23 protein-coding genes are annotated in these 25,726 nt (G+C 65.8%); 13 read left to right on the top strand and 10 right to left on the bottom strand.

Going from position 1 to position 25,726, the window contains the following annotated elements; translation table 11 throughout:
• Positions 1-16 precede the first annotated feature (16 nt).
• The 5 genes from AC3ITW_RS07300 to AC3ITW_RS07280 all read left to right on the top strand — a co-directional run bounded on the left by AC3ITW_RS07300 (position 17) and on the right by AC3ITW_RS07280 (position 4,433).
• On the top strand, positions 17-625 hold the full coding sequence (locus AC3ITW_RS07300) for a hypothetical protein (protein WP_032969419.1): 609 nt from the start codon (positions 17-19) through the stop codon (positions 623-625).
• 28 nt (positions 626-653) lie between these two features.
• Positions 654-1,211, top strand: a complete 558-nt coding sequence (locus AC3ITW_RS07295) for a hypothetical protein (protein WP_004151957.1) — start codon at positions 654-656, stop codon at positions 1,209-1,211.
• A gap of 64 nt (positions 1,212-1,275) precedes the next feature.
• The gene (locus AC3ITW_RS07290; RefSeq protein ID WP_004151956.1) at positions 1,276-2,157 is read left to right on the top strand and encodes a CorC family transporter; all 882 of its coding nucleotides are present in this window, start codon (positions 1,276-1,278) and stop codon (positions 2,155-2,157) included.
• Positions 2,154-3,404 carry a lipoprotein N-acyltransferase Lnb domain-containing protein gene (locus AC3ITW_RS07285; protein ID WP_004151955.1) on the top strand — a complete coding sequence of 417 codons (1,251 nt, stop codon included), beginning with the start codon at positions 2,154-2,156 and terminating at the stop codon, positions 3,402-3,404. The genes AC3ITW_RS07290 and AC3ITW_RS07285 overlap by 4 nt, the downstream gene beginning before the upstream one ends.
• A 6-nt stretch (positions 3,405-3,410) precedes the next feature.
• A complete protein-coding gene (locus AC3ITW_RS07280) occupies positions 3,411-4,433 on the top strand; it encodes a magnesium and cobalt transport protein CorA (RefSeq protein WP_489390185.1) in 1,023 nt (340 codons plus the stop codon).
• A 161-nt stretch (positions 4,434-4,594) separates the two neighbouring features.
• On the opposite strand, the gene AC3ITW_RS07275 is transcribed toward AC3ITW_RS07280, so the two are convergent.
• The 4 genes from AC3ITW_RS07275 to AC3ITW_RS07260 form a co-directional block, all read right to left on the bottom strand.
• Positions 4,595-5,959, bottom strand: coding sequence for an NAD-dependent succinate-semialdehyde dehydrogenase (locus AC3ITW_RS07275; RefSeq protein WP_153675219.1), 1,365 nt, complete (start codon positions 5,957-5,959; stop codon positions 4,595-4,597).
• An 83-nt stretch (positions 5,960-6,042) separates the two neighbouring features.
• Entirely contained in the window at positions 6,043-6,885 is an 843-nt protein-coding gene (locus AC3ITW_RS07270) for an ABC transporter permease subunit (protein ID WP_008267688.1), read from the bottom strand.
• Entirely contained in the window at positions 6,882-7,814 is a 933-nt protein-coding gene (locus tag AC3ITW_RS07265) for an ABC transporter permease subunit (RefSeq protein ID WP_012510577.1), read from the bottom strand. Before AC3ITW_RS07265 ends, AC3ITW_RS07270 begins: the two co-directional genes overlap by 4 nt.
• The gene (locus tag AC3ITW_RS07260; RefSeq protein WP_489390184.1) at positions 7,811-8,947 is read right to left on the bottom strand and encodes an ABC transporter ATP-binding protein; all 1,137 of its coding nucleotides are present in this window, start codon (positions 8,945-8,947) and stop codon (positions 7,811-7,813) included. Before AC3ITW_RS07260 ends, AC3ITW_RS07265 begins: the two co-directional genes overlap by 4 nt.
• A gap of 273 nt (positions 8,948-9,220) precedes the next feature.
• On the opposite strand from AC3ITW_RS07260, the gene AC3ITW_RS07255 reads away from it, so the two are divergent.
• Positions 9,221-10,621, top strand: coding sequence for a flavin-containing monooxygenase (locus AC3ITW_RS07255; protein ID WP_489390183.1), 1,401 nt, complete (start codon positions 9,221-9,223; stop codon positions 10,619-10,621).
• A gap of 56 nt (positions 10,622-10,677) precedes the next feature.
• Here AC3ITW_RS07255 and AC3ITW_RS07250 read toward each other — a convergent pair whose 3' ends face one another.
• From AC3ITW_RS07250 to AC3ITW_RS07240, 3 genes are all read right to left on the bottom strand, one after another.
• Positions 10,678-11,787 carry a polyamine ABC transporter substrate-binding protein gene (locus tag AC3ITW_RS07250; protein WP_004151739.1) on the bottom strand — a complete coding sequence of 370 codons (1,110 nt, stop codon included), beginning with the start codon at positions 11,785-11,787 and terminating at the stop codon, positions 10,678-10,680.
• Positions 11,788-11,878: 91 nt separating this feature from the next.
• Complete coding sequence (locus AC3ITW_RS07245) at positions 11,879-13,273, bottom strand: glutamine synthetase family protein (RefSeq protein WP_012510574.1); 1,395 nt, start codon at positions 13,271-13,273, stop codon at positions 11,879-11,881.
• Positions 13,270-14,031: a gamma-glutamyl-gamma-aminobutyrate hydrolase family protein gene (locus tag AC3ITW_RS07240; protein WP_004151711.1), complete on the bottom strand. Its 762-nt coding sequence runs from the start codon at positions 14,029-14,031 to the stop codon at positions 13,270-13,272. The genes AC3ITW_RS07245 and AC3ITW_RS07240 overlap by 4 nt, the downstream gene beginning before the upstream one ends.
• Before the next feature lie 161 nt (positions 14,032-14,192).
• On the opposite strand from AC3ITW_RS07240, the gene AC3ITW_RS07235 reads away from it, so the two are divergent.
• Both AC3ITW_RS07235 and AC3ITW_RS07230 read left to right on the top strand, forming a co-directional pair.
• A complete protein-coding gene (locus AC3ITW_RS07235; protein ID WP_154354665.1) occupies positions 14,193-15,470 on the top strand; it encodes an NAD(P)/FAD-dependent oxidoreductase in 1,278 nt (425 codons plus the stop codon).
• Positions 15,471-15,695: 225 nt separating this feature from the next.
• Positions 15,696-17,288 carry an MASE1 domain-containing protein gene (locus AC3ITW_RS07230; protein WP_004151688.1) on the top strand — a complete coding sequence of 531 codons (1,593 nt, stop codon included), beginning with the start codon at positions 15,696-15,698 and terminating at the stop codon, positions 17,286-17,288.
• Between the two features lie 159 nt (positions 17,289-17,447).
• Here AC3ITW_RS07230 and AC3ITW_RS07225 read toward each other — a convergent pair whose 3' ends face one another.
• Positions 17,448-17,906 carry a hypothetical protein gene (locus tag AC3ITW_RS07225; protein WP_229298184.1) on the bottom strand — a complete coding sequence of 153 codons (459 nt, stop codon included), beginning with the start codon at positions 17,904-17,906 and terminating at the stop codon, positions 17,448-17,450.
• 187 nt (positions 17,907-18,093) lie between these two features.
• Here AC3ITW_RS07225 and AC3ITW_RS07220 point away from each other — a divergent pair, with 187 nt between their 5' ends.
• The 4 genes from AC3ITW_RS07220 (at position 18,094) to AC3ITW_RS07205 (ending at position 21,941) form a co-directional block, all read left to right on the top strand.
• On the top strand, positions 18,094-18,267 hold the full coding sequence (locus AC3ITW_RS07220) for a hypothetical protein (RefSeq protein ID WP_489390182.1): 174 nt from the start codon (positions 18,094-18,096) through the stop codon (positions 18,265-18,267).
• A 126-nt stretch (positions 18,268-18,393) separates the two neighbouring features.
• Positions 18,394-19,956 (top strand): MASE1 domain-containing protein, encoded by a 1,563-nt coding sequence (locus tag AC3ITW_RS07215; protein ID WP_004151685.1) that lies wholly within the window; start codon positions 18,394-18,396, stop codon positions 19,954-19,956.
• 94 nt (positions 19,957-20,050) lie between these two features.
• Positions 20,051-21,394 (top strand): diguanylate cyclase, encoded by a 1,344-nt coding sequence (locus AC3ITW_RS07210; RefSeq protein ID WP_032969409.1) that lies wholly within the window; start codon positions 20,051-20,053, stop codon positions 21,392-21,394.
• 85 nt (positions 21,395-21,479) lie between these two features.
• A complete protein-coding gene (locus tag AC3ITW_RS07205) occupies positions 21,480-21,941 on the top strand; it encodes a bacteriohemerythrin (protein ID WP_004151683.1) in 462 nt (153 codons plus the stop codon).
• On the opposite strand, the gene AC3ITW_RS07200 is transcribed toward AC3ITW_RS07205, so the two are convergent.
• On the bottom strand, positions 21,922-23,223 hold the full coding sequence (locus AC3ITW_RS07200; RefSeq protein ID WP_004151682.1) for an MFS transporter: 1,302 nt from the start codon (positions 23,221-23,223) through the stop codon (positions 21,922-21,924). The genes AC3ITW_RS07205 and AC3ITW_RS07200 overlap by 20 nt on opposite strands.
• 147 nt (positions 23,224-23,370) lie before the next feature.
• On the opposite strand from AC3ITW_RS07200, the gene AC3ITW_RS07195 reads away from it, so the two are divergent.
• A complete protein-coding gene (locus AC3ITW_RS07195) occupies positions 23,371-24,012 on the top strand; it encodes a membrane protein (protein ID WP_032969408.1) in 642 nt (213 codons plus the stop codon).
• Positions 24,013-24,165: 153 nt separating this feature from the next.
• Here AC3ITW_RS07195 and AC3ITW_RS07190 read toward each other — a convergent pair whose 3' ends face one another.
• Positions 24,166-25,662: an aldehyde dehydrogenase gene (locus tag AC3ITW_RS07190; protein WP_489390181.1), complete on the bottom strand. Its 1,497-nt coding sequence runs from the start codon at positions 25,660-25,662 to the stop codon at positions 24,166-24,168.
• Positions 25,663-25,726 lie beyond the last annotated feature (64 nt).

Below are 25,726 nucleotides of genomic sequence, written 5' to 3'. Positions count from 1 at the left end.
CACGAGAGGAACAAGGATGACCTCGGGAAACGGCTCAATGATGTTTGTGATCGGCGCCACCTTGTTCGCCATGCTGCTGGTGCTGGGCGCGTATGCCGTGCGCTGCATCAGCACCCGCGATCCCGCCGGCAGGCACTGGCTGCCGCGCAGCCTGGCCCTGCTCTCGCCCGTGTGCCTGCTGGCCGGGCTGGCGATCGGCATGATCGGCCCGCACCTCAGCGGACGGTTGGAACCGGCCCATCTCCCCGGTCTGCTTGAAACGTCGATGGTGCTGACGCTGGTGGGTGCACTGACCCTTCCGGTCCTGTGGCGGATGATCCTGCACCGCCGCCTGGGCCGCTCCGTGAACGCGCTCCCGTTCTTCCATGCCAGCCGCACCTCTCTGCTGGTGCTGTTCGTGCTGGCCGCGATCTACACGAACGTGGCCAGGACAGCCGCAGCGGAACTGATGCCCTGGCTGACCAGCCAGGGCCTGTGGCCGGCCGTGGCACGCATCGCAGGGCAATCGATGCAGATCGCCATGCTTGCGGTCGTGCTGACCCTGTCGCTGATGGTCGTACGGCGGGCGATGATCGGTTTCCTGCGCCTTCTCACCTGGCCGTTCAGGCGCTCGCCGGAGCTATGATGGCGGCCCCCGCCTGCGGAAACCGCTCGTGTCACTGCGCTGCTGCCTGCCCCTGCTGTGTGTCCTTGCGGTCCCGTCGGCCTTCGCCTCCAGCCTGGACCTGCCGGCCCTGATCGAATGTCGCCAGGGCGTGGCCGAGCAGGCCGCGCTGGCGCCGCTGCTGGCCGATCCGCTGAAGGCCGTGGCCCAGGGCCTGCAGCCGCTGCCGCAGGGCAACCAGTTCATGAGCGAGTTCCGGCTGGCCAGCCCGATCACCGTCTTCGGCCAACAGACCGAGCGGGTGGCGGTGGCCGGCGCCAGCATCATGGCGGTGCTCGACCAGGCCGACCCACGCCCGCTGGCCAAACGGCTGGAATTGGAGACCGGCTACGACCAGGACGGCAAGTTCATGGCCGGGCGCGAGCTGGTCAGCCGCGACGTGACCGACCCGAAGACCGGCGAGGCGCAGATCGAGTCGATCATCCTCAGCATCTCCACCGTGGCCTCCCACCCCGGCAAGACCTTGGCCGGCTGCACCTACAGCCTGGACCTGCCCGAGGATGAGCCGGCCCCGGCCGCCCCAACCCCGGCCACCGGCAGTCACTGACAGGCCGCCACATCCTGCTAGACTTGGGTCAACGCCCGGCCTGCCGGGTGCCTTTTTTCCAGAGATGTCAGAAGACGACAGTAGTAGCTCCCCTGCGGAGCACAGTGAAAAGAAGCGCGGCTGGCTTGAACGCCTGACCTCCGCCTTCTCCGGCGAACCCCATACCCGCGACGAGCTGGTCGCTGTCCTGCACACCGCGCAGGAAGAGGGTCTGATCGCCGCCGATACCCTGAAGATGATGGAAGGCGCCATTTCGGTGGCCGAGCTGACCGTGGGCGACGTGATGATCTCGCGTTCGCAGATGGTCTCGCTGCCGGTCGAAGCGCCCTTCCTGGAACTGATGAAGCAGGTGGTCGAATCCGGCCATTCGCGCTTCCCGGTGCACGGCGAGAACAAGGACGACATCCTTGGCATCCTGCTGGCCAAGGATCTGCTGCGCGGCGTGGTTGCCGACAACGGCCCGGCCAACGTGCGCGAGCTGCTGCGCCCGGCGGTGCTGATCCCGGAAGCGAAGAAGCTCAACGTGCTGCTGAAGGAGTTCCGCCTGTCGCGCAACCACATGGCCATCGTGGTCGACGAGTACGGCGGTGTCGCCGGGCTGGTCACCATCGAGGACGTGCTGGAACAGATCGTCGGCGACATCGACGACGAGCATGACGAGGCTGAAGATCCCTCGGCGCAGATCGCCATCCAGTCCGACGGCCAGTACGTGGTCGACGCGCTGACCCCGATCGGCGACTTCAACGAGCGCTTCGGTGCCACCTTCTCCGACGAGGACTACGACACCATCGGTGGCCTGGTCACCGAGGCCGTGGGCCATCTGCCGGAAGTCGGTGACGAGCTGGCGCTGGACCGTTTCATGTTCCGCGTGGCCCGCGCCGATGCGCGCCGGGTGCAGGCCTTCCACGTGACCGTGCTGCCGCCGGACGCACAGGACGACGCTTGAAGCGCCGCGGCCTGATCCTCATGGTGTGGCTGGTACTGTGCGTGCTGGCCATGGCCCTGCCGCTGGCCGCCTTCGCGCAGCCGGTGGCAGCCACACCTGCCGTACCCGCGACCAACGCTGAAGCCCCTGCCCCGCGCATCGGCGTGGTGACCATGCAGCCGGGCACCGTGTTCTTCGAACGCTTCGGTCACGATGCCATCGTCGTGCTCGATCCGGTGAGCGGTGAGGCAACCTCGTACAACTTCGGCTACTTCGATCCGTCCGAGGACGATTTCATCAGCCGCTTCGCACGCGGCGACATGATGTATTACCTGGTGGCGCTGCCGTTGCAGCAGGACCTGTCGTACTACGACGAGACCGGCCGCGGTGCCAGCGTGCAGTGGCTGGACCTGCGCCCGGACCAGGCACGTTCGCTGGCCGCCGACCTGGCCGAGCGGGCCAAGCCTGAAAACGCGCGCTACCACTACGATTACTACACCGCCAACTGCGCCACGATGGTGCGCGACACGCTGGACAAGGCATTGGGTGGCGGCCTGCAGTCGCAGCTGTCGGGGCGCTCGCGCGGCAACACCTACCGCAGTGAATCGGTCCGCCTGGCGTCGCCGGCACCGTGGATGTGGCTGGGCTTCGATGTCGGCCTCGGGCCGTTCGCCGACCAGCCGCTGTCGCGCTGGCAGGAAGCCTTCGTGCCGATGCGCCTGGCCGATGCGCTGCGCCAGGCACGCAACAGCGATGGCCGTCCGCTGGTGCAGTCCGAGCAGGAACTGCTGCCGCACCGTATCGATCCGGAGCCGAAGGAATTCGCGCGCCGCTGGTGGCCGTGGCTGCTGCTCGGGCTGATCGTGGCCGGCGGCGTGCTGGCGCTGCGCAACCGCCCGCGCCTGCTGGCCGGGCTGGCCCTGCCGTTCTGGCTGCTGTGCGCCCTGTTTGGTGGCGTGCTGGTGTTCCTGTGGGGCTTCAGCATCCACTACGCCGCATGGGCCAACCGCAACCTGCTGTTGCTCTCGCCGCTGGCGGTGCTGCTGCTGCCGGGTGCAATCGCCCTGCTGCGCCGGCGCGTGCCGGGCCGCATGTTCAGGATCGTGCTGTGGCTGCTGGCGGTACAGGCGGTGGCCGCGCTGGTACTGCACTGGCTGAGCCTGCAGGCACAGTACAACGTGCAGTGGATCGTGCTGCTGCTGCCGGTGCATGTGGCGCTGGCGTGGGTACTGGGGCGCCATCCTCACTTGTCCAAGACACAGCCCTGACGCACGATGGCGGGCATGTCATTGCCCGCCTCTGCTGCCGCGCCCGCCTCGGCCAACCCCGCCTGCGTCATCAACTGCGTCCACTACGATGACGAGGGCAAACGCCACGACATCACCCTGGACGCCATCAGCGATGTCATTGCCAGTGGCAACGGCTTCGTCTGGGTCGGCCTGTACGACCCCGACGACGATGTGCTGTTGAAACTGCAGGAAGAGTTCTGCCTGCACGACCTGGCCATCGAGGATGCGCGCAACGCGCACCAGCGGCCCAAGGTCGAGACCTACGGCAATTCCATGTTCGTGGTGGTGACCACCGCGCAGATGGTCGACGAGCGCATCCAGTACGGCGAAACCCATGCCTTCCTCGGCCCGCGCTTCCTGGTGACGGTACGCCATGGCGCTTCGCTGTCCTATGCCCCGGTGCGTGCGCGGGTGGAACGCGAGCCGCAGCTGCTGAAGATGGGCCCGTCGTACTGCCTGTACGCGGTGACCGACTTCGTGGTCGACAACTACCTGCCCATCGTGCACCGCTTCCGCGACACCCTGGACCTGCTGGAAAAGGACATCTTCGCCGACACCTACAAGCGCAGCACGGTGGTGCGGCTGTACGAGCTCAAGCGCGAACTGAACAAGATGCGGATGGCGGTGGCGCCGCTGCAGGATGTACTGGCACAGCTGCGGCGCTACCAGGGTGAGCTGGTGCCGGACGAAGTGAAGCTGTACGTGCGCGATGTGCACGACCATGCGGTACGCATCAGCGATGTGATCGACACGCTGCGCGAGATGCTGGGCACCGCACTGAGCGTGAACCTGTCGCTGGTGACGCTGGCGCAGGGCGAGACGGTGAAGCGGCTGGGTGCATGGGCCGCGCTGCTGGCGGCGCCGACGCTGATCACCAGCTGGTACGGCATGAACTTCAGCCACATGCCGGAGTTGAGCGAGCCGTGGTCCTACCCGCTGATGATCGTGGGCGTGGGTGGCGTGTGCGTGGGGCTGTACCGGTTGTTCAAGCGCGCGAAGTGGTTGTAGGGCGTATCGACCAACGGTCGATACCCACCAGGCACGGGGGACGTCGATACCCACCAAACCGGTAGGCCACGACCGTTGGTCGTGGCAGAAACACCTGGTAGTGCCGGCCGCTGGCCGGCAACCAGGCAATGCCGGCCAGCGGCCGGCACTACCGTTGGGCATCAGGCCACGTAGACGGTCTTGATGTTCATGAATTCATGGATGCCGTGGTCGGCCAGCTCCCGGCCGAAACCGGACTGTTTGCTGCCGCCGAACGGAAGCCGCGCGTCGCTCTTGACGATGGCGTTGACGAACGCGGCACCGCATTCCATGCGCTGGGCGAAACGTTCGCCGCGCACCGGATCGCGCGTCCACACGCTGCCGCCCAGGCCGAAGCGGGTGTCGTTGGCCACGCGCAGTGCCTCGGCCTCATCCTTGACACGGATCACCGCAGCCACCGGCCCGAACAGCTCCTCGTCGTAGGCCGGCATGCCCGGGCCGACCTGATCGAGCACGGTGGCCGGATAGCCGGCATGTGTACCCGCAATCGGCTCACCACCCAGCAGTACCCGCGCGCCCTTGGCCACGCTGGCCTGCACCTGCTTGTGCAGTTCGTCGCGCAGGTCCGCGCGCGCCATCGGCGCCAGCGTGGTGCCACGCTCGTCGGGATCACCGTACTGCCGCTCGCCCGCCGCTTCAACGAAACGACGTGTGAACTCATCGGCCACCGCATCGACCACGATGAAGCGCTTGGCCGCGATGCAGGTCTGCCCGCTGTTGTCGAAGCGCGACTTCACCGCCGCCGCCACAGTCTTGTCGAGGTCGGCATCGTCGAGCACCACGAAGGCATCGCTGCCACCCAGCTCCATCACCGACTTCTTCAGCTGGCTGCCCGCGTTGGATGCGATCGAGCGCCCTGCCCGTTCGCTGCCGGTCAGGGTCACTGCCTTCACCCGTGCATCGCGCAGCACGTCAGCCGCCTGGTCGTTGTCGATGTGCAGTACATCGAACACGCCGTCCGGCAGGCCACCGTCACGGCATACCGCCAGGATCAGGTCGGCACACTGGGGCACATTGCTGGCGTGCTTGAGCAGGGCCACGTTGCCAGCCATGAAGGCTGGCGCGAGGAAACGGAACACCTGCCAGATCGGGAAATTCCACGGCATCACCGCGAACACGCAGCCGATCGGCTCGTAGCGCACATAGCTGCGCTGGGCTTCGGTGTCGATCAGCTGCGGCTTGAGATAGTCGGCAGCATGGTCGGCGTAGTACTCGCAGGCCGCCGCGCACTTGTCGACCTCGGCCAACGCCTCTGCCTTGAGCTTGCCCATCTCGTGGGTCATCGCCTGCTGCAGATCATCGCGGCGCGCACGCAGTTGACCAGCGATCTGCTTGAGGATCGCCCCCCGCTCCTGCAGCGAGCGCTCGGCCCAGCCGGGGAAGGCATCGGCAGCAGCCTGCAGGCGCTGCTCGATGTCGGCAGCACCCATCAGTTCATGGCGGTAGGTCACCTGGCCGGTGGCCGGGTCGACAATCTCGACGGTCATGGGGGATCTCCATCTGGTAGACCCCCATTGTGCGCCGCCGGCCGTGAGCCGGATGTTGCCGACGCTGTCGACAAACCGTGTGCTCAGCCGTTGTCCTGGCGTGCCAGTTGCAGGTCGCGCTGGCGCCGTTTCTCGGCACGCGCGTTGATGTACCAGCCGATCACCGCGGCGATCGACACCGCCGACACCAGCAGGGTGGCCAACGCGTTGATCTTCGGGCTGATGCCCATGCGCACCGAGGCGAACACCTTCATCGGCAGCGTGGTCGAGCCCGGCGTGGCGACGAAGCTGGCCACCACCACGTCATCCAGCGACAGGGTGAACGCCAGCAGCCAACCGGCCACCAGCGCCGGCGCGATGATCGGCAGGGTGATGCGCCCGAACACGGTCAGCCGGCTGGCGCCCAGGTCCATCGCGGCTTCTTCCAGCGACAGGTCCATTTCCTGCAGCCGCGAGGACACCACCACGGTGACGAAGCACAGGGTGAAGGTGACGTGGGCGATCCAGATGGTGGTCAGGCCGCGCGCCGGGAAGCCGGGAATCGCGCCCATCGAGGCCAGCAGCGCCATCAGCGAGAAGCCCAGGATCACATCCGGCATCACCAGCGGCGCGGTCACCAGCGCGCCGAACAGCGGCTTGCCACGGAAGCGCTTGAAGCGCGTCATCACCATTGCCGCCAGCGTGCCCAGCACGGTGGCGGTACAGGCGGTCCAGAACGCGACCACCAGGCTGGTCCACATCGCATCCATCAGCGCGCGGTCGGCGAACAGGTCGCTGTAGGCGCGGGTAGAGAACCCGGCCCAGACCATCGCCAGCCGCGAGCTGTTGAACGAATAGAACATCAACAACAGGATCGGCAGGTACAGGAAGGCGAAGCCGAGCAGCAGCACACCCAGCCCGAGGCCCTTTGCGCTACGCGGGCTCATGCCTGCTTCCCTTCCAGCAGGCGCTGCTGGGAACGGTTGAACAGCAGGATGGGCACCAGCAGCAACAGGATCATCGCCACCGCCATCGCCGAGGCACCCGGCCAGTTGCGGTTGTTGAAGAACTCGTTCCACAGCTGGCGGCCGACCATCAGCGTCTCCGAGCCACCCAGCATTTCCGGAATCACGAATTCGCCGATCGCAGGGATCATCACCAGCATGCAACCGGCGATGATGCCGGCCTTGGACAGCGGCAGGGTGATGCGCAGGAACGCCTGCCACGGCTTGGCACCAAGGTCGTAGGCGGCTTCCAGCAGGCGGTGGTCATGCTTGACCAGATTGGCGTACAGCGGCAGCACCATGAACGGCAGATAGCAGTAGACGATGCCGATGTAGGCGGCGGTCGGGGTGTCGATCAGCTGCAGCTTGGGCAGGCCCATGCTGGTCATCAGCGATTGCAGGCCAGTGAACTGCAGGAACTGGTCGAGCAGGCCGTTGCGGTCCAGGATCGCCTTCCACGCATACACGCGGATCAGGAACGAGGTCCACGACGGCAGCACCACCAGCATCATTGCCACGTTGCGCGCGGCCGGCGACAGGCGGGCGATGGCATAGGCCATCGGGTAGCCGATCAGCAGGGTCAGGAAAGTGGAGATGGCCGCGATCTTGATCGAACTCAGGAAGGCCTGCGCATAGATCGAGTCGCGGAACAGGGCCAGGTAGTTCTCGAGGTTGAGCTTGAGCGAGAACGCGCCGTCCACGTACTGCAGCAGCCAGGTGTACGGCGGCGAGCCGACCCGGCTGTGCGAGAAGCTGATCATCAGCACGATCAGGAACGGCACTGCGAAGAACAGCAGCAGCCACAGGTACGGAATGCCGATCACCGTGGCACGCAGCCCCGGCAGCCAGCGCTTCAGGCCGGCGACGCTCATGAGGTCAGCACCACGCCGTCGTTGTCGCGCCAATGCACCCACACTTCGTCGCCCCAGGTCAGGCCGTCACTGGCCCAGCGCTGCGAGTTGGCGAAGTTGGCCAGCACCTTGGCACCACTGGGCAGGCGCACGTGATAGACCGAATGGCTGCCGAAGTAGGCGATGTCCTCGATCACGCCCTGCGCCTTGTTGGTGTGCCCTTCCGGCTCGTCCTTGCCGATCATCACCTTCTCGGGGCGCAGCGCGAACGCGACCGGTTGCCCTTCATAGCAGGTGATGCCATGGGCGATGTAGATCGGCGCGGGGAACAGCGGCGTCCGCACGGTCACGTACTCGGGCAGGTCCTCGTCGATCACGCCGTCGAAGGAATTGACTGAACCGATGAAGCCCGCGACGAAGCGGTTGGCCGGCTGCTCGTAGACCTCGTCCGGCTTGCCGACCTGCTGGATCCAGCCGGCATCCATCACTGCGATGCGGGTGGCCATGGTCATCGCTTCTTCCTGGTCGTGGGTGACCATCACACAGGTCACGCCCGACGATTCGATGATGCTGACCAGTTCCAGCTGCATCTGCGAGCGCAGCTTCTTGTCCAGCGCGCCCATCGGCTCGTCCAGCAGCAGCAGCTTCGGCCCCTTGGCCAGCGACCGCGCCAGCGCCACGCGCTGCTGCTGGCCGCCGGACAGCTGGTGCGGCTTGCGCTTGCCCAGGTGGCCCATCTGCACCAGGTCCAGCATCTCGCCGACACGCTTGCTGATCGCCTCCTTTGCCATCCCGTCCTGCTTCAGGCCGAAGGCGATGTTCTGCTCGACCGTCATGTGCGGGAACAGCGCATAGGACTGGAACATCATATTGACCGGCCGCTGGTACGGCGGCAGCGCGTCCAGGCGCTGGCCATCGAGAGTGATGCTGCCCTTGGTGGGCGTCTCGAAGCCGCCGAGGCAGCGCAGCAGGGTCGATTTGCCACTGCCGGAGCCACCGAGCAGGGCAAAGATCTCGCCCTTGCGCACGTCCAGGTTGACGTCGTCGACGGCGACGAAACCGTCGAATTCCTTGCGCAGGTCACGAATGGAGAGATAGCCGGGCGCACCGGTCGTGTCGACGACGGTGGCTACCGGCTGGGCTTCAACGGGCATGGGGGCTCCGGGAGCGGGCGGTGGACAGCGGCCGCCATTCTAACGGCCGGGGGGCCCAGGGGATATGACGGCGGCAGGCGGAAGCGGCCGCTGGCCAGCCCCGGGGGCCCTAGGAGTGTCGGTTTTCCCCCGCCATGGTGGCCTGTCCGCGCAAAGGCCCGGGCTCCCCTGGACGACCCTGCGGTCGTCCCGGCCAGACACCACAGGCGACGCCTCGATCTGCAACGTTTTTCAGAACCGGATCTGTTGAAGGCCCGGGGCATTCCCCGCGCAATGGCCCGGATCAAGCACTTGCATGGACCCACCCTGGTGACTTCCCCGGACCGCCCCTCCCCTTTCCCGCCCCGCATGCCGGGCTCCCTGCCTGCAACGCTGCCGCTGGTCATCATCGGCGCCGGCCAGGCCGGGCTGTCCCTCAGCGCGCTCCTGCAGGAAGCCGGCGTCGAGCATCGCGTGCTGGAGGCCGAAACCGTGGGCGCCAGCTGGCAGCGGCGCTGGGATTCGTTCCAGACCAACACCGCCAACGCGACGATGGCCCTGCACGGCCATGCCTATGCGGGTGACGACCCGGAAGGTTTCATGGGGGCCCCGGAGGTGATCCGGCGGCTGCGCGACTATGCCGACGAACGTTCGTTGCCGATCAGCGAAGGTTGTGCGGTTCAGCGGGTCACGCCCGAATCGGGCGGCTATGCCATCGAAACCAGCCACGGATTGATCCGCGCTGGGGCGGTTGTGGTCGCCACCGGCGAGTACCGGCGCGCGCGGATGCCGCGGGTCCCGTTCGCGCCTGCGCGGGGTCTGACGGTGCTGCACTCCGGCGACTACCGCAGCCCCCGCCAGCTGCCCGACGGCGGCGTGCTGGTCATCGGTGGCGGCCAGTCCGGCGCGCAGATCGCCCAGGACCTGCGCGACAGCGGTCGCAGCGTGCACTGGTCACTGGCCCAGCGGCATTCGCATACCCGCCGGCTGCGCGGCAAGGACTCGATGACCTGGTGGGACATGGCCGGGCGTATCCACCAGCATGTGAGTGAAGCGGCCGCCGTCCTGGCCGGAGAACCGGATGCGCTGCGCAAGGCCCGTACCGCCGAATTCCCGCTGATTTCCGGCAAGGGGCGTGCCGGCCTGGGCAGCTCGATCAGCCTGCTGGCGATGCACCGCGCAGGCATCAGGCTGCTGGGTCGGTTGCAGGGCTTCGATGGAAACGTCGCCCGCTTCGCCGATGTGCGCCCGCAGCTGCGCACCGCGATCGAGGCGACACGGACCGAATATGCCTATCTCGATTCGCTGGCCAGCGCGTACTACGCCACGCGGCCCGAACCGCGCACCGACGATGCCCGCTACATTCCCGACGAGGTCTATCTGCATTGGGAGCCGGACGCCGCCCCGCGTGAACTGGATCTGCGGACGGAAGGCATCCGTTCGGTGGTGCTGGCCACCGGCTTCGTCGCCGAATGGCCGTGGCTCGACGTGCAGGGCGTGCTGGACGCACATGGCTATCCGCTCGGCGAGTTCGGCGTTTCACCGCATCCGGGGCTGTTCTTCATCGGCATGCACAACCTGCAGCGGATGAGTTCGTCGTTCCTGTGCAACGGCGGTCGCGATGCACGTGACCTGTTGCCGGCGATCCTGCGGCACCTTCGCCGGGGCGGCGGTGCCGCCTCCGGGAAGGGCTGAGGCCATCCGCCGGGCATGGCCCGGCGCTACCGCTGTCTTCCAGCGGGCAGGACCCTTTACCTGCCAGTCTTCACTTCGGTCCACAGCCGGGTGTAGAGCTTGTCGGTTTCCGGCGTGTTGATCGAATAGGTGAACATCTTCTCGGCCACGTCGGCCGGCGGGTAGATGGTCGGGTCGGTACGGATCGCCTCATCCACCAGCGGAGTCGCGGTCGGCACCGGGTTGGCGTAGTGGATGAAGTTGGTGTTGGCCGCGGCAACCTTCGGCTGCAGCAGGTAGTTGATGAAGGCGTATGCGGCTTCCGGATGCTTGGCATCCTTCGGGATCGCCAGCATGTCGAACCACTGCGGGGCGCCTTCCTTCGGGATCGAATAGGCCACGTGCACGCCGTTGCTGGCCTCCTCGGCGCGGTCGCGGGCCTGGATGATGTCACCCGACCAGCCGACCACCAGGCAGGTGCCGCCATTGGCCAGCGACCCCACGTACTGCGAGGAGTGGAAATTCTGCACGTAGGGGCGAATCGACTTCAGCAGGTCGGCCGCCTTCTGCAGCTCGGCCGGGTCACCGCTGTGCGGGTCCAGGCCCAGGTAATGCAGCGCGATCGGGATCATGTCCGCCGGCGTGTCCAGGATGGTCACGCCGCAGTCCTTCATCTTGCTGATGTTCTCCGGCTTGAACACCAGGTCCCAGCTGTTGGCGATGTCGGTGCTGCCGCCGAAGCGCTGCTTCAGCATCTCCACGTTGTAGCCGATGCCGGTGGTACCGATCATGTACGGCACGCCGTACTGGTTGCCCGGATCCTGGGTGGCGATGCGCTTCATCACCGCCGGATCGAGGTTGGCCAGGTTCGGGATCTTGCTCTTGTCCAGCGGCAGGAACACGCCGGCCTGGATCTGGCGACCGAAGAAGTTCAGGGTCGGCACCACCACGTCGTAGCCGCTGTTGCCGGCCAGCAGCTTGGTCTCGACCATCTCATCGCTGTCGAACACATCGTAGGTCACCTTGATCCCGCTCTCCTTCTCGAAGGTCGGAATGGTGTCCTCGGCGATGTAGTCGCTGTAGTTGTAGACGTTCAGGACCTGGCTGTCCTGCGCGCCACCATTGCCACCGCTGCAGGCGGCAAGCATGGCGGAGGCCAGGCCGAGCGTGAGGATACGCAGCTTCATCGGGTGCTCCAGAATGCGGGAAGGGGGGCCGGCGGGGCCGGCGACGGGTGCCAGCCTACCCCCCGGCGGCGGATTTTTCTATTCCAGATGCTCAGACGTTCAGCAGCAGGAACTCGCGCTCCCACGAACTGATGACACGGAAAAAGGTCTCGTATTCCTTGCGCTTGACCGAAATGTAGGCACGGCAGAAGCGCTCGCCCAGCAGGGCCTGCAGCTCGCTGCACTGCTCCAGCCCGTCCAGCGCTTCGCCCAGTGAGCGCGGCAGGTTGTAGCCCAGCTCCTTGGCGCTGCCGGTCACAGGGGCATCCGGTGCCAGCCGCTCGTGGATACCGAGAAGGCCACAGGCCAGGGTCGCAGCCATCGCCAGGTAAGGGTTGGCGTCAGAGCCAGCGAAGCGGCTCTCCACACGCATGTTCTCCGGCGTATCCAAGGGCACGCGCAGGCCGCAGGTGCGGTTGTCGAAGCCCCAGTGCACGTTGCTCGGCGAGACCTCGCCAAACACCAGCCGGCGGTAGGAATTCACGTTCGGCGCGAAGAACGCCATGGCCATCGGCACATACTTCTGCAGGCCGGCCAGGTAGTGCGCGAACAACGGGCTGAAATCTTCCCCGCCATGTTCGCCGGTGAAAACGTTCTGGCCATCGCTTATCCGCAGCAGGCTCTGGTGAATGTGCATGGCGCTGCCCGGCTCGTTCTCCATCGGCTTGGCCAGGAAGGTGGCATACACCCCGTGACGCATCGCCGATTCGCGCATGGTGCGCTTGAACAGGAACACCTGGTCGGCCAGGTCCATCGCATTGGCATGGGTGAAGTTGACTTCCAGCTGCGCCGCGCCGGACTCGTGGATGAGCGTATCCACGTCCAGCTTCATCGCATCACAGTAGTCGTACATCAGGTCGAGGATGGGGTCGAATTCGTTGACCGCATCGATCGAGTAGGACTGGCGAGCCGTTTCCGGCCGCCCCGAGCGACCGGCCGGCGGCAGCAGCGGGAAATCGGGATCGGTGTTCTTCTGCACCAGGAAGAACTCCAGCTCCGGCGCCACCACCGGGCGCAGGCCCAGCTCCGTGTAAGCGTCCAACACGCGTCGCAGCACGTTGCGCGGCGCCAGCTCGTGCGGCTCGCCGGTCTTGGTGTAGCAATCGTGGATGACCTGCGCGGTCGGATCGGTGGCCCACGGCACCATGCGCACGGTATCCGGGTCCGGACGCAGGATCATGTCCGAATCCGAAGGCGAGGTCAGGTCGTAGTAATCGTCCGGGAACTCGCCGGTTACGGTGGTCGCGAAAATGCCTTCCGGCAAGCGCGTGCCGTAATCATGAGAGAACTTGTCGGCGGGAATGATCTTGCCGCGCGCGTTGCCGGTGATGTCCGGCACCAGGCATTCGACCTCGGTGATGCGCCGCTCCTTCAGCCAGCGCAGCAGACTGCTTTCCTGCGGTGCGGGGGGCGTAGCCGTCTTGCGCGGGCGCGTTCGGGAACTCATCGGGAATCCAGTCGGTTCTGTTGGTGCTGCCGGCAAGCTTGGCCGAACGCACGGAAAATAGCGTGATAGAACGGCGCCTGCATGACACGCCACTCCGGGTGCCACTGTACGCCGAGCACGAAACGATGGTGCGGACTGCGTGCGGCCTCGATCAGGCCATCGTCGGCCCAGGCCTCGACCTGCAGGCCTTCGGCGAGGCGGGCGATGCCCTGCCCGTGCACCGAATTGACCTGCGCGCGATCGCTGCCCTGCCACGTGGCCAGCCAGCCATCGGCGGCCAGGGTGACTGCATGGGCCGGCCCGTACTGCACCTCCACCGGCGCCTGCGGGTCTTCGCGGTGGTCGGCCAGGCCTGGCACCGCATGCACCTGCGGATGCAGGCTGCCTCCGAGCGCGACATTCACTTCCTGGAAGCCGCGGCAGATCGCCAGCACTGGCAGATCCAGCGCCAGCGCCTCGTGCAGCAACGCAAAGGCATTGGCATCGCGCGCCGGGTCGTGCGGATTGCCTGGCCAGCTGCGGCCGCCCTCATAGTGCTGCGGTTCGATGTTGCTGACCGCGCCGGTCAACAGCAGGCCATCGAGCCCCTGCAGCCATTCGCCAGCCGGGAAAGGAGGCTGCAGGCTCGGCAACACAACCGGGGTCACCTCGGCCGCCTCGGCCAGCGCGCGCACGTACTTCTCGCCGGCCACCGCAAAGCGGTGATGGCCGAGCACGGTGCTGTCGGTGGGCAGGCCCACCCAGGGCAGGCGGCGCATGGGAAAACTCCTTGGCGTGCCGACACGTTACCCGTCGCCCGGCGAACGCGGCAAGTCGTCGCCGTCACACCATGGCCGTCACGCATCGGCGAAACTAAGCGCGTGAACGCTGATCGCCCTCCCCCGCTCCGCCCGTCCGTACTGCGCCCGCAAGGCCTGCGATGAGCGCCGCCTTCCCGCCCAGCTGGTACGCCGCCAGCTTGCCCGAGCCGCCCGCACTTCCCTCGCTGCAGGGGAATGTGCAGGCCGATGTCGCGGTACTTGGCGCCGGCTACACCGGCCTGACCGCCGCGCTGGAGCTGGCCGCGCGTGGACAGCGCGTAGTGGTGCTGGAAGCGCAGCGGATCGGTTGGGGCGCGTCCGGCCGCAACGGTGGCCAGGCGCTGGTCGGCTATGGCTGCGAGGTGGACGAGCTGGAGCGCCAGCTCGGCCGCGACGACGCGCGCCACCTGTTCGACTGGTCACGTGACGCGGTCGGGGCAATGCGCACGCGCATCGATCGCCACGGCATCGACTGCCATTGGGTGGAAGGCCATGCCAGCGTCGCCATCCGTGAACGGCATGAGCGTGAATTACTGGCCAACTGCGAGCACCTGCAGCGCCACTACGACTACCCGATGCAATGGTGGGACCGTGATGCCCTGCGCGCGCAGCTGGACAGCCCGCGCTACCGCGCCGCGATATTCGACCCGCTCAGCGCCCATCTGCATCCGCTGGCCTATGCACGCGGCCTGGCCGATGCGGCGCGCGCCGCTGGCGTGGTGGTCCACGAGAATTCCGCAGTGACCCGCGTACAGCGGGGACCACAGCCTTCCCTGCATACCGCTCAGGGCAGCGTGCGCGCTGCGCATCTGGTGGTGGCCGGTAACGCCTGGCTGCAGGGCCTGCTGCCCGAGCTGGAACGGCGGATCATGCCGGTTGGCACCTATATCGGCGCCAGCGAACCGCTGGGTGCTGAACGCGCCCGGGCGCTGATTGGCAACAATATGGCCGTGGCCGACACCGCTTGGGCACTGGATTACTTCCGTCTCAGCCACGACCACCGCCTGCTGTTTGGCGGCCGCGCCAGCTACTCGGCCCTGCCCCCACCCGGCCTGCGCGGCGTGATGCAGCGGCGCATGCACCAGGTGTTCCCGCAGCTGGCCGACGTGGCCCTGGACCAGGTCTGGGGCGGTTATGTGGACATCACCCGCAACCGCGCCCCGCACTGGGGCCGGCTGGATGGCAACCTGTACTTCGCACAGGGCTTCTCCGGCCATGGCGTGGCCTCCGCCGGGCTGGCCGGCGAGGTGATCGCCGCCGCCATTGCCGGCCAGAGTGAGCGCCTTGACGTGTTCCAGCGCCTGCGGCATGCCCCCTTCCCCGGCGGCCGGCTGCTGCGCACGCCGCTGCTGGTGGCGGCGATGTCCTGGTACAAGTTGCGGGATGCGTTGTGGTGAAGATTCTGCATCTCCACCTGTATTGAACGTTCTGACAAACGTACCGCAGCGCTGATCGTGCTGCACACGTCACAGAATTTCACGCAATATCTGTGATGGATGGCTGGACAATTTCCTAAATGCGCAGCTGTGCAATTGCATAATCGTTCGCAGACCGATACCGTCCTGAGAAACCGGGCCCCGCGGCGAATGGATGCTGACAGGGGACACGTAGGAGAGGGGGACGTGCGATTGGACTGGTGGAAAGAAGGATTGTTGCTGAAGGTGCGCATTCGTCCGGCTGGTCTGATGCTTGCCTTGCTTTATGCAGTTGCCTACTGGACAACCCGACAGCTGTCGCTGGATCAGTTCTATTTGCCAGCCGGCATCCGGGTGGCAGCCGTGCTGTTGTGCCCGCCGCGCCTGTGGCCCTACCTGCTGTTGGGCGAATATGCGTACTTTGCACAGTCCCGCGTGCCGATGATCGAGAAGTACGGTCTGACATGGGTCATTGTTGCATCCGCGTTCCTCATGCCAGCGGTGATGCTGATTGTGAAGCTGCAACGGCGACTGATGGCGGAGTCGCAGACGATCGGCCTCTTGTTGATTGCCGCCGCTTCCAGCGTCGTTATTACGCTGCTCAACCTGAGCTTTTCCCATCTGCTCTGGCCAACACCCCCTTCCACGCCCTTCCTGACCAATGCCGCGCGCTTCAGCGTGGGTGATTTCATCGGCATTCTGACGGTCGCCCCCATCGCCATGCTGTGGGCGCGACAGGACGTGGGGCAGGAGTGGAACGCACGGCGAAAGATTCCGATGCTGGCAGCCCTTTCATCGATGCTGCTGATCGGGATGGCAGCGACTCAACTGCCCACAGACTGGATTGCATTGAAGGCGACGTTCCTGCTGCTGTTGGCACTCCCAGCGGCCGCACTTACCTGCCTGTATGGCTGGAAGGGTGCTGCCCTTGCAGTGCCGGTGCTCAACATGGTCATCGGCCTGACCACGCCCAACACCCATCCAACCGCATTCGATCCCGCGGCCTTCATCACCCAGCAGATCATGGCGATCAGCGGCATCGTATTGCTGCTGCTCGGATCACGCATCACCCACTTCTACCATCGTTACCGGCTGCGCGAGATGGGGGAAAGGGACGCCATCCATCTTGCGAGGAGCTCGCAATTGGCCAGCGAGATGGAGCTGCGTGAACGTGCCCTGCACCTTCGCAAACTCGGCGACGGCATCGATACGTCGCTGGTTGAGCTGGCCGACTGGCTCAAGGCCCAGGGACACCACGCAGTGGCCAGCAGCCTCCTGCATACCTCGAATGTACATTCGCGGCTCTTTCGCGAACAGACCAGCATGGTCTATCCCTCGGGCCTGGAGCATCTTGGGCTTTACGTGGCCTTGCAGGCGGGTGGCATCCGTGAGTCATGGAAGCTGACGGAGCGCGTTCTCCGCCCGGACCTGAAAGGCGACCCCTGCAACCTGAGCGTGGAACTGCAGTTGGCCGCCTACCGGACACTGATTGATGCGGTCTCCATTCTTCTCAAGCATGAAGGTGGTCAGATTCGCATTCGTGCAAGATGCGGCGGAATGGGCTCCAAGCGCGGAATCCTCATGGTCGTATCACTGCTGGAACAGCGTAGGCGCCTTTCCCAGCAGACAACCATGGCAGCGTTCGAGCGACTGACCGGGCGAACCCTCCCCTATGACGGGACCGTTGACTGCTATCGCAACCGGGTCAGGATCCTGTTCCTCGACCGCGAAACCAAACTTGAGACAGTACCCAGTGCTCCATCGCGGTACAGCTGCCCCGCACCCTCTGCGCTGCAGTAGTGCATTTCACAGTCAAGCGACCGGATCGAACCAACGCAGCAGAATCGCATGAGCCTCCCGCTCTTCCCCCTGACCCAGGGCGTCATGGGCACCCGGCGAACACCGGGTACCCACGCGGTCTGATACTGACGCTTGCCGATATCCCGGCAACAGGCAGTATCAGGGTGCCTCGACCGCCCACAACACATCAGCTCCGCTTGCATATCTGACCAGCGTGAATGCGGGGGCCCGATAGACAACCGTTCTGATGGCCTTGGCGGGAACAGGCAGGCGCTGCTCCGGCAACGACACCTTCGCAGATGGGTCACCTGCCGGCAGCACCCAGAACGTGCCGGCAGCATTGCCGATCACGATGTGCACGTGCCCCGCGAGATCGTTTACCTGGAAATAATCCATGCCATCGCGCTCGAACCCATAGACCAACCAGCCGGGATCCACGCTCAGGTCCTGTGCCTGCGGAATCGACTGGCCCAGCCCTTGGCCGGCCATCTTGATTCCATGGTCGTCACTCGGGGCAAATGCAAAAACGGATACCGGCACCAACATCAATGCACCAGCAAATGCATGAATTCGGAAACTTCTCACACTGACCTCCAGGTTGGATGCAATACGGATCAAGAAGGATGCTACCGCCAATCGCATCAGCATATACCGGGCGCACTCCGCAGTACCTATCGGACATAATCCACTGGATCGATGCAAACCCCTGCCACGCCGAAGCTGCGTCCGAAATCGCCAATACCTGCAGTGAAATCCGCCGACGGTGCGGGCCAGGGGCATCTGCGACAAGGACCTGGACAAGCGCGTGCAACAGCAGGATATCGTCGATTGTGTGATGGCGAACACATCGAACAGCATCAACCACCGAGTGTGGCTGGTACAGCGGCTGGAACGCGATCGACACATGGGCGCGCTGATTGTGGATGATTCACCGTCCGCAGGTGGCCATGCCGCCGCACTGCTGAGCATGTCGCCATGAAGCGTGGGAAGCCGCCGATTGCAGCGCAAAGGGAGGCCAGACACCTCGATTGCGCCCATCTCCAACTGTCGCTAGTGTCTGCAGAAATGACCAGCCATCATTGGCCGGGAGACAAGAGGCGGGGGCTTGGACCGATTCAAAGAAGCAATTGAACTGAGCTTCCGGATCCGACCCGTCGGAATCGCTCTCGCGGCCGTCTACGCCTTGAGCTGCCTTGTCTCGCGTCAGTTCTCGCTGGATCAATTCTTCCTGCCCGCGGGCATCCGGGCAGCGGCACTCCTGACCGTCCCGACCCGCCTGTGGCCCTACCTGCTGTTCGGCGAGTATGCGTACTTCGCAACCCTGCGCATCCCCATGATCGACAGCTACGGGCTGGACTGGGTCATCCTGGCGTCGACGCTGCTGATGCCGATGGCGATGCTGGTGGTTTATCTGCACCGGAAAAGAATGCCGTCCGAGGCAGCCACGGGCCTCTGGCTGCTTTCGTTGTCGATCTGTACCGCACTGTTCGTACCAGCTCTCAATCTGAGCATTTCATATGTTCTCTGGTCGAATCCGCCGCCGAGCAACCTGCTTAGCGCAGTTGATCGCACGATCTTTGGTCACTTCGCCGCCATCATCACCCTGGTGCCGTTGGCATTCCTCTGGTCGCGACGGCACGCCGATCCAGGTTGGGCCCACCGTTTTGTCGCACCCACCGTCCCGGCGATCCTGGTGATGCTGGTGCTGGGGCTGTGCTTGCAGCTTACGGCCATCAGCGCCCACACCACGCGGACGCATATGGTGCTGCTGGCCGCCCTGCCCGCCATCGCCCTGACCTTCATGCATGGCTGGCGTGGCGCGGCCATCGCGATTCCGCTGTTGAACCTTCCACTCCATTTTGCCACCCCCAGCACCGGCCTACCGTCCTCGTTCGACCTGGGCACGTTTGCCACCCAGCAGAACATGGCCGTGATGAGCGTCGCGCTGCTCGCCTTGGGATCCAGCATCAGCTATCACCATCAACGCGCGCAGTCACGAAGCCTGGCAGAGGAAACCACGTTGCGCCTCGCACGCAGCTCGCACCAGACCAGCGAGCGCGAGCTGCGCGAGCGCGCCTCCCATCTCAAGCAGCTGGGCGAAGGGATGGACAGTTCGCTCGGCGAGATGGTCAGCTGGCTGAAGGAACAGGGGCATCATGCGGTGGCCAACAGCCTGCAGCACGCCTCATCCGTGCACTCGCGGCTGTTCCGTGAGCAGGCCAGTCTGGTGTACCCGACAGGGCTGGAGCAGGTTGGGCTGTACATCACGCTGCGGGTTGGCGGCGCATGCGAGAACTGGAGCAACACCCATCGCGTGATTCCGCCCCGGCTGGAGGGCAACCCCTGCCTGCTGACTGTGGATCTGCAGCTTGCCATCTATCGCTCGCTGATCGAGGCGGTGTCGCTGCTGCTGGAGCTGGAATCGGGACAGGTCAGCGTGCGCGCCCGGAGCGGCCAGACTGGCGATCGCCGCGGCATCCTGGTGGTCGTGGGCCTGCTTGATCGCGGTTGCACACTGTCGAACCGGACCGTTCAGCAGGCCACCGAGCGTCTGGCCGGACGGATAATGGCCTACGGCGGCACGGTGCATTGCCGTGGCAACCGGCTCCGGCTCATCCTGCATGAATCGATTGCGGGTACACCGGCGGCATTCGCATCGCCTGCCTGATCGGGGAACGACGCGCAGGGCATGCTGCTCCGCTAAAGTTGCGCCCGAAACCGCCGCTATCCGTGCCGAGCCCTCCCTTGTGAGCCACCGCATCATGCCCGTCCTGCCGCAGGCCGCCGTCGATGGCGACCTGGCCGATCCGCTGCCGCAGCGGATCCTGCTGGTCGAAAACTCCCGTGCCTTCACCGGCATGCTGCGCGAGGCCATCGAGCAGCGCCTGGAACTGCCGGTGGTGATCGCCTCCACCCTGGCCGAGGCCGATCGCCTGCTAAGCGAAGATGGGGGCTGGTTCCTGGTACTGACCGGGTTGGTGCTGGCCGACGGCGACCGCGATGCGGTGGTCGAGTTCTTCCTCAAGCGCGACCTGCCGACCGTGGTGGTCAGCGGCGTGTACGACGAGGACCTGCGCAAGCGCGTGCTGCAGCAGCAGATCATCGACTACGTACTGAAGAACACCCCCGGCAGCATCGACTACCTGGTGTGGCTGGTACAGCGGCTGGAACGCAACCGTCGCATCGCGGCGCTGGTGGTGGACGATTCGCCGTCCGCGCGCGGCTATGCCGCCGCCCTGCTGCGCATGTATGGCCATGAGGTGCACGAAGCGGCCGATGGCAACGAGGGCCTGGCCGCGATCGAGGCGCATCCGGCAATCCGCCTGGCGGTGGTCGACCAGGAAATGCCGGGCATGCAGGGCGTGGAATTCACCCGCCGCCTGCGTACCCTGCGCTCGCGCGACAAGGTGGCGGTGATCGGCATCTCCGGCAACACCGACGCATCGCTGATCCCGCGCTTCCTGAAGAACGGTGCCAACGACTTCCTGCGCAAGCCATTCTCGCGCGAGGAATTCTTCTGCCGGGTCTCGCAGAACGTGGACCAGCTGGAACTGATCGGCACCCTGCAGGATCTGGCCACCCGAGACTTCCTTACCGGTCTGCCCAACCGCCGCTGCTTCCTGGAACAGAGCCAGCGCCAGCTGCCGCAGCTGCAGCTGCATGGCCAGTGCGTGGCGGTGGCGATGATCGACATCGACCACTTCAAGCACATCAACGATACCCATGGCCACGAAGCCGGCGACGATGCGCTGCGTGCGGTGGCCGGTGCGGTGGCCGCGCATGCACGCAGCCAGGACCTGATCGCACGCTTCGGTGGCGAGGAGTTCTGCCTGCTGGTGCCGGACATGGAACAGGACGAGGCACTGCAGTACTTCGAGGAACTGCGACAGCGCATCGCCGCACTGGAAGTGGACATCGGCACCGCGACGCTTCGCATGACCGTCAGCATCGGCCTGTGCTGCCTGCGCCCGCAGCGTGATGCACTGCATCGGCTGATCTCCGAGGCCGATCGCCAGCTGTACCTAGCCAAGGCCGGTGGCCGCAACCGGGTCAGCTGCACCACGGTGGCCAGCCCGCTGCGCCCGCGCGAGCCTGCGCTACCCTGACCGGCCCGCTTTGATCCTGATCAACGCCGCACCCGCGCGGCGGCTCTACAGTCGGCCCCGACATACGCATGAAGGGGAGCCGGGGATGGCACTACTGGTCTGGCAGGACGATCTGAACATCGGCATCGATGTGATCGACCAACAACACCGCCGCATCATCGAAATGCTCAACCACCTGCACGTGGCCCAGGCCAGCATGCAGCGTGCGGCGGTGGGTGAAGTGATCGACGAGGTCGTGGACTACACCATGTCGCACTTCGCATTTGAAGAAGAGTTGATGGAAGAAGCGGGCTACCCGTTCTGTGCCGCGCACAAGCGCGTGCATGAGGTCTTCATCAAGCGGGTATCGGAATACCGCATGCGCTTCCAGGCCGGCGAGGACATCAGCGACGAACTGCGCACCATGCTCTCACGCTGGCTGTTCAATCACATACGCGGTGATGACCAGGCCTATGCCGAACAGGTCAAGGCGCACCTGAACCAGTTCGCCCGCGAGCACCAAGGGGGCGGTTGGCTGGGGCGTACGCTCAAGCGCTTCTTTGGTTGAGCCTCAGGGCGCGCCGGTGCAGTGCCACCAGCGCGCACAGGGTCGCCACCGCAGTCAGGCACAGGTAGTAACCCACCGCGACCAGGCCGAAGCGTTCGGCCAGCCAGGTGGCTAGGTACGGCGCCGGTGCCGCGCCAAGGATGCCGGCCAGGTTGAATGACAGCGACGCGCCGGTATAGCGCACCTCCACCGGGTAGATCTCGGCCAGGAAGGTACCGCAGGGGCCGTAGGTCAGGCCCATCAGGAACAGGCCCAGGCACAGGAAGCCAGTGACCAGCCACGGGCTGTGCGGCTGGAACAGCGGCGCGAACAGCACACCGAAACCGACGATCAGTACGCTGGCGACGATCATCGTGCGTCGCGTGCCCCAACGGTCGCCATAGCGCGCCGACAGCGGGATACCCAGCGCGAAGAACAGCATGCCGGCCATCTGCATCAGCAGGAACTGCTCGCGGCTGTAGCCCAGCACCGCGGTGCCATGACCGAGACTGAACACCGTCATCAGGTAGAACAGCACGAAGGTGGCGAACGCACCCAGCGTGCCCAGCAGCATCGGCACCGGATGGTCACGCAGGACGATCCACATCGGCAGCCGCACCGGCGCCTTGCGCTCCAGCGCTTTCTTGAAATCGGGCGTCTCGTGGATGTTCAGGCGCACCCACAGGCCAAGGCCGACCAGCAGTGCGCTGGCCACGAACGGGATACGCCAGCCCCACTGCAGGAAGTCATCCTGGCTCAGGCAGCGGCCGAGCACCAGGAAAATGCCGGCCGACAGTAGGAAGCCGAGCGGCGCACCCAGCTGCGGGAACATGCCGTACCAGGCACGTTTGCCCGGCGGTGCGTTCTCGGTGGCCAGCAGCACTGCCCCACCCCACTCGCCGCCCAGCCCCAGGCCCTGGCCAAAGCGGCACAGCGCCAGCAACGCGGGGGCCCACAAGCCAATCTGCGCGTGAGTCGGCAGCAAACCGATCAGCACCGTGGACAGGCCCATGGTCAGCAGCGCGGCCACCAGCGTGGCCTTGCGGCCGATACGGTCACCGAAGTGGCCGAACACTGCCGAGCCCACCGGACGCGCGATGAACGCGACCGCGAACGTTGCCAGTGACTGCAGCAGCGCCGCCTGTTCGCTGCTGTCCGGGAAGAACAGGTGCGGGAACACCAGCACCGCGGCCGTGGCGTAGATGTAGAAATCGAAGAACTCGATGGTGGTGCCGATCAGGCTGGCCAGCAGGACTCGACTGGGGGAATTCACGGACGGCGCGGCAGCGGTGATCGTCGACATCGGCAACACGGGTAACGGCGGATCGCCCGATTCTGCCACGGGTCGGTGGCCGCACGGGGCGATGGTTTCAGCCGACACCGATGCCAACGGAATTTTTCGGGCCACCCGCTAGGCTGCGCCACCGGTCCCTGCATGGATGCTTTGCCGATGACTGCAGTCGCGCTGTCGTGGTCCGATTCGCCGAAGCTGCCGCGCATGGCGGCATGGCTGATGGTGCTGCTGGTGCATGGGTTGATGGCAGTGTGGCTGCTGGGCAGCGGCAGGATCATGCTGCGCAGTAACGACGACGCAAGGATCTCGCTGCGCTGGCTGCCGCCGGAACCGCCGACGCTGGCGCCTCAACAGCCTACCCTGCGCTCCGCACAGGTGACGCGTCCGGCCGCTTCGGCGATGCCACGTCCTGCCCCGGCTGCCCAGACAGATTCCACCCTACCAGCCGCAGAGGAAACGGCCGTTGCGGCGCCGCTGATCCTGGGCCTCCCGGCGGGCAGCATCGACGGTGGCGACGGCATCAGCGCTGCGGGTGTCGCTCCGCGCCTTATTGGTCGCCGCGAGATACACCCGGCATTCGCGCCGCGCCGCAATTACTTCCGGATCCGTCGGCAGATGACCCCCGAGCAGATCGTGCATGGCGTAGCGCAACTGCTGGGTTTGTGGCCACCGGGATACATCGTCGACCCGTGTGAGCTGGGCCGGCAGGACATGGATTACTTCCAGAATGCCGTCGAAGAAGCCGACCGCGACATGCTGCGTGCGGCAGTGCTGCAGGTGAGCGCCCGCTGCCGGTAGCTCGACAGCTGTCTTCCTTCTGTAGAGTCGAGCAAGGCTCGACTGCTCTTCGCGAGAAGCAGCCGAGCATGGCTCGGCTCTACCGAAGAACGAAAAGTAGTCGAGCAAGGCTCGACTCTACAAAGAGCGAACAGCGGTCAAGCAGCCGCGTCGTTACAGCTGGATCCAGGTGGCCTTGATCTCGCTGTACTTGTCGAAGGCGTGCAGCGATTTGTCGCGGCCGTTGCCGGACTGCTTGTAACCACCAAACGGTGCGGTCATGTCGCCGCCATCCCAGCCGTTCACCCAGACGCTGCCGGCGCGCAGCTGGCGCGCAACCCGATGCGCGCGGCCCAGATCGCGTGTCCAGAGACCGGCGGCCAGTCCGTAGCGGCTGTCGTTGGCCACGCGCACGGCTTCGGCCTCGTCGTCGAAACCGAGCACCGCCAGCACCGGCCCGAACACTTCCTCGCGTGCCAAGGCCTGCTCCGGGCGCACCTGGTCGAACACCGTGGGCTGCACATAGCTGCCACCCGCCTCCACCTCGGCACGATGCCCGCCCAACAGCAGGCGGGCACCTTCAGCTTCGGCGCGTGCGATATCCCGCATCACCTTGTCCAGATGCGCGGCGTCCACCAGCGCGCCCATCGGCGCGTCGGCGTCCAGCGGATGCTGCGGCTGCATGTGGTGGCCATAAGCAACCACCTGGTGCACGAAATCCTCACGGATCGAGCGCTGCACCAGCAAGCGCGACCCGGCGGTACAGACTTCGCCCTGGTTGAAGAAGATGCCCTGCGCCACGGCCTTGGCCGCCGCGTCCAGATCGGGAGCGTCGGTGAACACCACGTGCGGGCTCTTGCCACCGCATTCCAGCCAGACCCGCTTGAGGTTGGATCGCCCGGAATACTCCAGCAGCTTCGCGCCGGTGGCAGTGGAACCGGTGAACGCCAACACATCCACATCCATGTGCAGGGCCAGCGGTTCGCCGACGCGCGCGCCATGGCCCGGCAGCACGTTCAGCACGCCCTCCGGCAGGCCCGCCTCGGCGGCCAGCGCCGCCAGCCGCAGCGCACTCAGCGGCGACCGCTCCGAAGGCTTGAGCACCACCGAGTTGCCCATCGCCAGCGCCGGCGCGATCTTCCAACAGGCCATCAGCAACGGGAAATTCCACGGCACGATGGCGGCCACCACGCCGGCAGCCTCGCGCGTGACCAGGCCCAGCTCGTGCGGGCCAGTCGGCGCGATCTCGCCATACAGCTTGTCCACCGCTTCGGCGGTCCAGGTCAGGCAGCGCACCACGCCGGGCAGGTCGATACGGCGGGCGTCACGCACCGGCTTGCCCATGTCCAGGGTTTCCAGCAGGGCCAGTTCATCAGCGTGCGCCTCCACCAATGCCGCCAGCGCCAGCAGCACGCGCTTGCGATGCGCCGGGCTCGCCTGCGACCAGTGGCCCGCCTCGAAGCTGCGCCGCGCGGCCAGTACCGCGCGCTCCACATCCTGCGCGTCGCAGTCGGCAACCGCGCCCAGCACGCGACCGTCGATCGGGCTGATGCAGTCGAAGCGGGCGCCGCTGGCGGCATCGACATAGCGGCCGTCGATGAAGGCCTGGCCCGGCATCGACAGCTGGAGGGCCAGCGTCTGCCAATGGCTGCGGTCGGGGAAATCGGCCATGGGAAGCTCCAGCGGTCAACAAGTCTTGGTTATACCGATGTGGTCGCGACCCGACCGTGATCAG

It is taken from the genome of Stenotrophomonas sp. KH_052, from assembly GCF_057838755.1.
The sequence above is the reverse complement of the archived record's forward strand: the minus strand, read 5'-3'. Positions and strand labels throughout refer to the sequence as shown.